This is a genomic window from Psychrobacter sp. ENNN9_III, from assembly GCF_001462175.1.
Lineage (GTDB): Bacteria > Pseudomonadota > Gammaproteobacteria > Pseudomonadales > Moraxellaceae > Psychrobacter.
Window position 1 is genome coordinate 18,652 of record NZ_LNUO01000077.1, and the last position, 9,582, is coordinate 28,233.

The window sequence follows — 9,582 nt, forward strand, 5'->3', positions numbered from 1 at the left end:
TCTTATAATAAATAGCCTAAGCAAATATGCCGAATCAAACTGAAAAATTGCAACACACCAAAATACAAACAGACAACAATTCTCAATTAGATGTCGAAAGTACAGCAGCGCAGGCCGCTGCCGGTACGATGAGTAAAGTCGATACTTCTGATTTACCCGTCCTTGCCAAAGACAGCTATTATCTTGGGCGTTTGGAGCGCGAGCTGGCACGTGCCGCTGTGGCCAAAAATAAAGCAGCCAATAGCAACGCTCACAAAAGCGACTCGCCTAAAGCGGCAGAAATCATGAGCAAAAAACGTGCGCAATACGAAAAAATAAAAACCCGCTCACAGCAAGCGGTGCAAGCGCGTATCGATAGTATTCCAGACAATTTGCCTACGACCTTAAACCTAGATCTACCTGTCAGTCAGCGCGCTGATGACATCGTGCAAGCCATCATTGACAACCAAGTCATCATCGTCGCAGGTGAGACAGGGTCTGGTAAAACCACGCAATTGCCGAAGCTGGCGATGCTGGCAGGGCGCGGCATCACGGGGCAAATAGGGCATACCCAGCCGCGTAGGCTTGCGGCTCGTAGCGTAGCCAACCGTATCGCTGAGGAGCTTGGCGAGCAGCTTGGTCATACCGTCAGTTTTAAGATTCGCTTTAATGAGCAGGGTACGGCGCAATCGGTCGTGAAGTTGATGACCGATGGTATCTTATTGGCCGAACTCGGTCATGATCGGTTTTTGAGTAAATACGATACTATCATCATCGATGAGGCGCATGAGCGTAGTCTAAACATTGACTTTATCATGGGTTATCTAAAAAAACTGCTACCCAAACGCCCTGATTTAAAAGTCATTATTACCTCAGCCACCCTCGATACCAAGCGTTTTAGTGAATACTTTAGCCGTTATGATAGTAAGCTCAAGCGTAATGTCCCTGCGCCGATTTTTAATGTCGAAGGCCGCAGTTACCCTGTTGAGGTACGTTATCGTCCGCTGACCGATGAGCCAGTGGGTAGCTCAGATGACGACAGCTACGATGATTTTGAAGAAAATCTACCGCGTGCGGTGGTTGCTGCTGTCGAAGAATGCTTTAGCGATGCGCAAAATAAAGGTCATGCCGACCAAGCAGATATCTTGATATTTGCGGCGACAGAAGCGGAGATTCGTGAGCTGCAAGATGTGCTTGAGCGTCATGGACCCAAGCACACCGAAGTGTTGCCACTGTTTGCACGGCAGACGTATGAAGAGCAGCAGCGTATCTTTCAGCCGTCAGGTCGCGGTAGGCGTATTGTGATTGCTACCAACGTCGCTGAAACGGCGTTGACGGTACCTGGTATTCGCTACGTGATTGACTTAGGGTTTGCGCGGATTTCGCGTTATTCGTATCGCTCACGCGTCCAGCGCCTGCCGATCGAAGCCATCTCGCAAGCGGCTGCCAATCAGCGTAAAGGCCGCTGTGGCCGTGTCGCGCCGGGCGTTTGTATTCGTCTGTATTCTGAGGAGGACTTTAGCGGTCGTCCAGAGTTTACCGAGCCTGAGATACTGCGTACCAACCTTGCCTCCGTGATTTTGCAGATGGCCAACTTGCGCTTAGGCAGTGTCGATGATTTTGCTTTTATTGAGCCGCCAGATAGCCGACTGGTCACCGATGGGCATAAACTGCTCGATGAGCTAGGGGCGATTACTTCTAAAAGTGACAAAGCTCCCAGCCCTGCCAAGCGCTCCAAGGGCCTTAATCAGCTGCGCCTAACTGCAACTGGGCAAAAAATGGCACGTATGCCAATCGATCCAAGGCTGGCGCGTATGCTTGTCGCAGGTAGCGACTTTGATTGTATCCGTGAGATGCTCATCGTTGTCGCCGCCCTTGCTGTACAAGATCCGCGTGAGCGCCCCGCCAATAAACGCCAGCAAGCGGATCAAAAGCATGCTGAGTTTCGTCAAGATGATTCTGACTTCTTATTTTACCTTAGCCTCTGGAAAGCGCTGTTTGAAAAGGATGCAGACGGCAATAAATTATCTGGCAATCAGCGCAAACAGTTTGCCAAAAAACACTATCTGAGCTTCCCGCGCGTGCGTGAATGGAGTCAGACTCATCGGCAGTTGCTGCAGATGGTCACGGATCTTAAGCTTGCAGATGACAAAGGCGATAAAAAAGAGGCGGGTAGTAGTGACCCTACTAGTGTGGAAGATGAGGAAGTCAAAGCGGTCAAATATGCCAATTTGCATCGCGCATTATTGACGGGGCTGCTCTCGACCATCGCGCATAAGACGGAAAATCGCGGTGAGTATTTAGCAGCGCGCCAGCAAAAAGCCAAAATATTCCCAGCCAGTACCGTGTTTAAACAAGTACCGCCTTGGGTCATGGCCTTTGAGATGGTTGAAACCTCGCAAGTCTTTATGCGTACCGTTGCCAAGATTGAACCTGAGTGGATCATCTCCGCGGCAGGTAACTTATTGAAGTATCATTATTTTGAGCCGCATTGGTCCAAGAAAACAGGCCGCGTCAAAGCTTACGCACAGATTAGTTTGTTTGGACTGATTATTGTTAGTAAGCAGCTGACCAACTATGAGCAGGTCAACTTAGCAGAGTCGCGGGAGATATTTATCCGTGACGGTTTAGTAACAGGTAACTTGGGTCGGCAAGCGCCGTTTTTGCAGCACAATATGGACAAAATCGCCCATGTTGAGCGTATCGAAGACAAATTGCGTCGCCGCGATTTACTTGTCGATGAAGAGGCGCTGTATCAGTTTTATGACAAAAAAATCCCCGAGCATGTTGCCAGCCGTAAAACTTTTGAAGATTGGCGCGCTGAGGTGGAAAAAAACGATAGTAAATATCTGTTTTTTACCGATGATGACGTGCTCAACAGCCAAGCACCGACCACAGGCGATTTCCCAGAAGTGTGGAAGCTGGGTGATTTAAAGCTGCCGCTACGTTATGTCTTTGATCCATCAAGCGATGACGATGGCGTGACTATTCGCGTGCCGCTTGTCGCATTGCCGCAGCTTGATGCCATTGAGCTGCTGTGGGGCGTGCCCGGTTGGCGCTATGAGCTGGTATTACAACTGCTAAAGTCATTGCCAAAAGACATCCGCCGGCAGATCGTACCGATTCCTGATACGGCAGACAGTCTCTTTGATGAGCTACAGCCAGAGGGTGGACAAGGGCTACTCAAGCAGCTATGCCAAGCGCTAAATCGTCGCGGCATTATGTCAGTGACCGAAGCGAGCTTTAATCCGGCCAGCATTGATCGTTATTTGCAGCCACAAATCTGCGTGGTCGATGACAAAAACCGCATCATCGAAAAAGGCCGCGACCTGCAAACGCTACAGATACGTCATGCTCAAGAGACCCGTCAAGCGGTCAATGAGCAGCAAGGCGCACACACGGACTTCCCTGAGCACTTTGCCTTTAGTAAAAACCATCATAGCGCAGGCGTAGTGATGAAGCAGTTTGCTGCCTTGGTCGCAGATGAGGCGGGCGAGGCGGTATCGATTCATCAATACACCGATGTCAATGCCGCACTGCAGGCGCATCGTATCGGGGTCTTGACTTTGATCAAAGGCAAACTTGGTGCCAAAAGAAAGCAGCTGACCAGTCAAATCGATAAGATCTTTAAATTGGCCTTTGCCCCGCTGGGTGATATGGAAGCCTTAAAGACCATTGTGATTGATGCGACACTTGATGCCACGCTTGAGGAGCATTATGTCTTATTTGATCATAGTGAGGATTTGCCTGAGAGCGCCGACGATGTGGCAGTTGAACTGAGCGAAGAGCTACCCTTTACCCCCGAGGAGTATGCAAAGACGCTTGAGGCTGTGGTTAGCAATTTTTTATTGACGGGTCAGAGCGTCATCAAAACCCTCAAAAACGTCTATACGCGCTGGCAACGTATTCGTCAGAGCTTACTCATGCTGGATCGGGAGATATTTGGCGAGTCTATCGATGATATCGAAGACCAGCTTGAGGACTTGCATTTGTCTGATTTTGTTTATCGGATGGACTACAGTCAGTGGCAGCAGTATCCGCGCTATCTAGAGGCGTTAGAGATTCGTATCGAACGCCTGGAGCACAACCTCGAGGCGGATCTCGACGGTGTCTATGCGCTTGATGTACACATGGAACGACTGGGCAATCGCGCTAGCGATAAGGCCATCAGTGAATATCGCTGGATGGTGGAAGAGTATCGTATCCAACTCTTTGCCCAGCCAATGAAAACGCGTATGGCTGTATCGCCGAAGCGCCTAAGCAAGGTGTGGGACAAGGCGAGTTAATAAACAGCTCGTTGATTACATGCTTGCCTAACACAATAAAAAAGGCTGGACTAGCAAGCGCTAATCCAGCCTTTTACTTTATGAATAACCCTTGACAGCGCTAATCCTGTCTTTGTACAGATTATATAAGTAACGAGTAATAACATTCTCACGAACTTTGGTTGTTATCTCATGTAGCTATAAAGATAGGTGATCTCATCTTTAACATTGTGGTTCCTATTGCGCCTTACCCACGGTACTATAACTGTAATAATTAGCATGCTAAATAAAATAGAAAAGGAAAGCGACATGTGGAATGAACGTTACAGCAAACCAGAATATGTTTTTGGTACAGAACCAAATGACTTTTTAAAAGAGCAGTTCCAGCGCATACCAGCAGGGGGACGAGTACTATGCTTGGCCGAAGGAGAAGGCAGAAACGCGGTATTTTTAGCTGAGCAAGGCTATCGAGTTACTGCCATGGACTTATCTGATGTGGGTTTAAATAAAGCGTTAAAACTGGCCATTGATAGAGATGTCACCATTACCACTCAAGTGGCCGATTTAGCGGATTATCAATTTGGTGAAAATGAATGGGATGGTATGGTCTCTATTTGGGCGCATATGCCTACGGATGTTCGTCAGTATATCCATACACAGATTGTCCCAGCGCTAAGACCAAATGGGGTATTTATCCTTGAAGCTTATACCGAGCAACAACTTGATATGGAAGCCGTCGGCGGACCCCCTGCTGCGCAAAAAGTGCGTTTTAACTCCCTTAAAAACATACAGAACGAGCTTACAGAGTTAGAAGAAATCATTGGTGTTGAAAAACAGCGTATGGTAACAGAAGGAACAGGGCATCATGGTTTGAGTGCGGTCGTACAGTTCGTCGGTAAGAAAAATTAATAAGCGAGCAGTCTTTTTACTACTATTTAAGATAGAGCACAAAAAGCCCCATGTAATATATTACGTGGGGCATTTTACTGACTAATTGCAATGACTATAATGGCAATAAACTATTAGATATTACAGTTAACGCTATATTGTTGACCATTGTCTGAGCTGATCGTTATAATGCCAAAGTCAGCTTTGGTCTGCCAGTCGTAAGTCGTTTTGGGATTAACATCATTGATGTAGCGAGCGCCAGAACCTGATACTGCTTGTTTCACCTCGATGTCTGCATTATTTAAACCAATCTTCGGTAGAGTAACGTTAAGTTTTGCTGCTTGACCATCGGCTGCATATGCGGCAGTCACAACGCCATCATCTTCACAAGTGAATGACTGTATCACTTGTTGCGTATTGGTAGTAGGGGCTGTCGTAGTAGTTGGTGCGTTAGTTGCACAGGCTCCTAGTAGTACAGCAAAAGGCACAACGGCTAATAATTTTTTCATAATAGTCCTCAATATTTTTGTTGTTTGAGATGTAAAGCAGTATGTTACAAGTAATAAATTTATCTAACGTTATTGTTTGGCGTCAATATAGTATCTAAAGTGTTTCTGAGTGCTACGGGTTTGATAATTTAAAAGCATTTATCTAATTGTCTTGATCTTAGTCTGAGCAGAGGGTTTGGGTGTTTGTTTGGTCAAAACAAATATTAAAACAGCACCTAAAATCACTATGGTTGCAATGATGAATCGCAAGGTTAGTTGTTCAGACAAAAACAATACACCTGCGATAGCTGCCAATACTGGCACACAGAACTGTACAACCGCAGCTTGAGTACTTTTTAACAAGGGCATTGCCACATACCAAAGGCTATAGCCAAAACCAGAAGTAATGGCACCTGACACGCTTGCCAGTATGACACCTTCTGTACTGATACCTGTCAGATAATTCATTCCTATCAAAAACAATAAAGGAATAGCGACGAGGCTTCTAATAAAGTTAAAACCTGTAGCGCGAAGCGGGGATACGCAAGCTTTGCCGCGTATACTATAAATACCCCATGCGATACCGCTTATTGCCATAATCATCGCGTCAAACAATGAGGGTACTGCTGCTGAAGGGAGCATTAAATAGACGAAACCTGCGAATGCGATAAAAAGAGCTACCCATTGTATGGTGCTTACTTGCTCTTTTTGATAAATACCCCAGCTGATCATAGTAAGTTGAACGGCGGCAAATAAAATAAGCGCGCCAGTACCAGTATCAAGCGCCACATAGGCGAGCGAAAAGCAAAGCGCATAAATCACCAAGCTGAGACTACTTAGCCAGCTGCCCTTATCTTTTAAAATAGTCTCTTTTAAAATATCTGTATCTTTATGAGGTGTACTTGGCTGCTGTAGAAGACGCTGATGCACACTCATGATAATGGCCAGACAAACAGCACCACCCAATAAGCGAATAATAGTAAAGTTCCAAGGATCAATATAACCCTCAGCGAGCGCCATTCTACAAAGCAGAGAATTTGCAGCAAAAGCTATTAAAGCAATTATCGTGTATAGCGTGGCTTTCAAAAAAATTCCTAATAAACGAGAGTTTGAGTACAGAAATAGTAAGGGTTAACGACTATTAAAATAAATTAATGGTTAATAAAATAGCCTAAGCAAAAATCATAAATGCTTTAAATAACTAACCACCCGTCGAACTCGTTCATCTCTATCACCACCGATACGCCTAAAACTTTTATTATATTGATTCAATTGGCTCTCAAAATAAGTGCTAATCTCTTCACGCTCGTGAGGAGCATCACGTAAGTCATCCGCAACCCAAGGAATATCAACTTTCGTAAGTAGTATTAAGTCATAATGGTGTGCCAGTGCCGCCTGCGTAAGTGCATCAGGACAGTCGCCATAATACCAATTTGAATAAACCATCAGCTCAAACAAACTGGTATCACAAAATAGATATTTTTGAGTGTCAGTAACAGTTTCAGTGTCTAGGCGAGATAAACAATCTTGAGCCGCTTGCTGGGCCAGCGTATTCTCAAGCTTTATTTGACCTTGGGCAATGGGTAATAGATCGTCCCAGGTGCACGTCATCTGTTCGTTATCCCATTTTTCTTGTAAATAAATACGCATATACTCTGGTACCCAAGGGCTACCAAAATGCGTTGCCAAATCACGACATAATGTGGTCTTGCCAGTGCTTTCTGCCCCTAAGATGGCAATCTTAATCACCGATTTAGGCGTATGCTGCGTGAGATTGAATGCGGTAGCGTCGTTGCCATTCATAATAAGCCCAAACTGCGATGAGAGTGAACACTACGTATTGTAATGCGGTAAAGGTAAGGCCTTTGTAAAAGTATAATGGCACTGAAATTGCGTCGGCGACTATCCATAGTAACCAATGCTCAATCTTACGGCTTGCCATGAGCCACATCGCCATTAAGAACAGCGCGGTGGTTAGCATATCGGTATAATCGACCCAAGTAAACAAATGCATTCCTAGCACTGCACCATCAAAGCTAAAGTTGTTGTTGATGACGGGGCGGAAATAATAAACCAATGCTACAAAGGCAGCTGTCCCAGCCGCCAATAACGCCATGATTGGCATATCACTTGATTGAATATGCTCGATATTGATATCGTCTTGGTTAGAGTTTTTGCTTCTACCTTTGACTGCCGCTTTGTTTTTTGACCAATTAAACCAGCCATATAAGCCCATTACTGTGTAATAAGCATTGATAAACATGTCACCAAATAGCTGCCATTCCCATAGCAAATACACAAAGATAGCAGTACTAACTAGGCCAATGGGAAAGACTAATACACTAAGCTTGCGGGCGAGCAATACGCTGGCAACGCCAAAGATAACGCCAATGATTTCTAGTATAATAAAGAGTGTAGGATAATCGGCATATTGTCCAAATAACCAAATAAAAAGACCTTCCATTATGTTCCCTAGCTATTATCTTGCCAAAATTAAGTGCGTTTAAATGAGGTTAATTATATAGTAGGTAGGCGTCAATAGCGCAAGCCTTTGCCGATTATTGACATGAAATTGATTATTTGTAACAAAGTATTAGAAAAATAATAATATTCAGGCATAATAAAGACATTGATTTTAAGTTTACAGTTATTCACCGAAATTAGACTTGCGCTATTTTCTCCCTTTTTATGCTTATTAATAAGCCAAATAGTAGTAGACAAGGAAGCTTATCATGACGACTTGTATCACCGGTACTGGCCTGTATGTCCCTCCCTTTAGTATTAGTAATGAAGAGCTGGTAGAGTCATTTAACCAGTACGTTGACAATTATAACGAAGCGCATGCTGACGAGATAGCGAATGACACTATCCCGGCACTCCAGCATTCATCTGCTGAGTTTATCGAAAAAGTATCAGGCATTAAATCACGCTACGTGATGGAAAAAGACGGTATTTTGGACCCTGAAATCATGGCGCCAGTGATTGCCTATCGTAACTTGGGCGAGGAGCTGTCTGTCATGGCGGAGATGGGGGCGGCAGCGCTCAAAGATGCACTTGCTGATGCAGGACTTGAAGCCAACGACTTAGACGGTATCATACTGGCTTGCTCAAACTTTCAGCGTACCTATCCTGCTGTTGCCATCGAGATTCAAAAAGAAATCGGCATGGTTGGTGGCTACGCTTATGATATGAACGTTGCCTGTAGTGCAGCCACTTTTGGTCTATCACAAGCGCATGGCTCTATCGTGTCAGGTCTTGCCAAACGTGTCGCTGTGGTCAACGTCGAGATTACCTCCGCGCATCTAAACTGGCGTAATCGTGACAGTCACTTTATCTTTGGTGATGTCGCAACTGCCTGTATCGTAGAAGAACTGGATACGCCTAAAGGTTATGAGATTTTAAACAGTAAGCTGTTTACCGAATTCTCAACCAATATCAAAAACGAATACGGCTTTATGGATCGCTCGGAGTTTTTGGCAGCCGAAACGCAAATGTATCCTGATATTAAGGAGCCAGTAACGGACAAGCTGTTTTTACAAAATGGTCGCAAAGTCTTCCGTGAAGTCTGTCCAAAGGTGTCTGAGGTCATTCTTGAGCATTTACAAGAAAATGATTTGGAACCCCAAGAAGTTAAGATGATGTGGTTACACCAAGCCAATGCCAATATGCTGGATCTTATTTTACGTACAGTAATGGGCAAAGAGGCGGATAAAGCTATCGTACCGAGCGTTATCGCTGAATTTGCTAATACCAGCTCATCTAGCCCTATGGTAGTTTTCCATCGTTATAAAGATGATCTAAAGTCTGGTGATTTGGGCGTGATTTGCTCATTTGGTGCTGGTTATTCTATCGGTTCAGTGCTAGTACGTAAGGTCTAAAGACAGTCTTTTTTAATGGTCAAACCTTATAGTAAACAAAATAGCCAAGAGCAGTCTTGGCTATTTTTTATGGTTCAATTTTGT

Annotated in this window: 7 protein-coding genes; 3 read left to right on the plus strand and 4 right to left on the minus strand. The window is 44.9% G+C overall.

Features of this window, described 5'->3' with window-relative positions; genetic code table 11:
- Positions 1–128 precede the first annotated feature (128 nt).
- Both hrpA and PENNN9_RS05095 read left to right on the plus strand, forming a co-directional pair.
- The gene (gene hrpA, locus PENNN9_RS05090) at positions 129–4,265 is read left to right on the plus strand and encodes an ATP-dependent RNA helicase HrpA (protein ID WP_058368647.1); all 4,137 of its coding nucleotides are present in this window, start codon (positions 129–131) and stop codon (positions 4,263–4,265) included.
- Between the two features lie 288 nt (positions 4,266–4,553).
- Positions 4,554–5,153: a class I SAM-dependent methyltransferase gene (locus PENNN9_RS05095; RefSeq protein ID WP_058368640.1), complete on the plus strand. Its 600-nt coding sequence runs from the start codon at positions 4,554–4,556 to the stop codon at positions 5,151–5,153.
- 113 nt (positions 5,154–5,266) lie between these two features.
- On the opposite strand, the gene PENNN9_RS05100 is transcribed toward PENNN9_RS05095, so the two are convergent.
- From PENNN9_RS05100 to pnuC, 4 genes are all read right to left on the minus strand, one after another.
- The gene (locus PENNN9_RS05100; protein WP_058368641.1) at positions 5,267–5,641 is read right to left on the minus strand and encodes an MliC family protein; all 375 of its coding nucleotides are present in this window, start codon (positions 5,639–5,641) and stop codon (positions 5,267–5,269) included.
- 138 nt (positions 5,642–5,779) lie between these two features.
- Complete coding sequence (locus tag PENNN9_RS05105; RefSeq protein WP_058368642.1) at positions 5,780–6,706, minus strand: DMT family transporter; 927 nt, start codon at positions 6,704–6,706, stop codon at positions 5,780–5,782.
- Positions 6,707–6,802: 96 nt separating this feature from the next.
- Positions 6,803–7,423 carry an AAA family ATPase gene (locus PENNN9_RS05110; RefSeq protein ID WP_058368643.1) on the minus strand — a complete coding sequence of 207 codons (621 nt, stop codon included), beginning with the start codon at positions 7,421–7,423 and terminating at the stop codon, positions 6,803–6,805.
- Entirely contained in the window at positions 7,374–8,084 is a 711-nt protein-coding gene (pnuC, locus tag PENNN9_RS05115) for a nicotinamide riboside transporter PnuC (protein WP_058368644.1), read from the minus strand. Before pnuC ends, PENNN9_RS05110 begins: the two co-directional genes overlap by 50 nt.
- Before the next feature lie 268 nt (positions 8,085–8,352).
- On the opposite strand from pnuC, the gene PENNN9_RS05120 reads away from it, so the two are divergent.
- On the plus strand, positions 8,353–9,498 hold the full coding sequence (locus PENNN9_RS05120) for a beta-ketoacyl-ACP synthase III (protein ID WP_058368645.1): 1,146 nt from the start codon (positions 8,353–8,355) through the stop codon (positions 9,496–9,498).
- Positions 9,499–9,582 lie beyond the last annotated feature (84 nt).

What these genes read in the sequence shown, in the direction of transcription:
- PENNN9_RS05095 (WP_058368640.1), top strand. Translation starts at nt 4,554, where the DNA reads ATGTGGAATGAACGTTACAGCAAACCAGAATATGTTTTTGGTACAGAA.
- pnuC (WP_058368644.1), bottom strand. Translation starts at nt 8,084, where the DNA reads ATGGAAGGTCTTTTTATTTGGTTATTTGGACAATATGCCGATTATCCT.
- PENNN9_RS05100 (WP_058368641.1), bottom strand. Translation starts at nt 5,641, where the DNA reads ATGAAAAAATTATTAGCCGTTGTGCCTTTTGCTGTACTACTAGGAGCC.
- PENNN9_RS05110 (WP_058368643.1), bottom strand. Translation starts at nt 7,423, where the DNA reads ATGAATGGCAACGACGCTACCGCATTCAATCTCACGCAGCATACGCCT.
- hrpA (WP_058368647.1), top strand. Translation starts at nt 129, where the DNA reads ATGAGTAAAGTCGATACTTCTGATTTACCCGTCCTTGCCAAAGACAGC.
- PENNN9_RS05120 (WP_058368645.1), top strand. Translation starts at nt 8,353, where the DNA reads ATGACGACTTGTATCACCGGTACTGGCCTGTATGTCCCTCCCTTTAGT.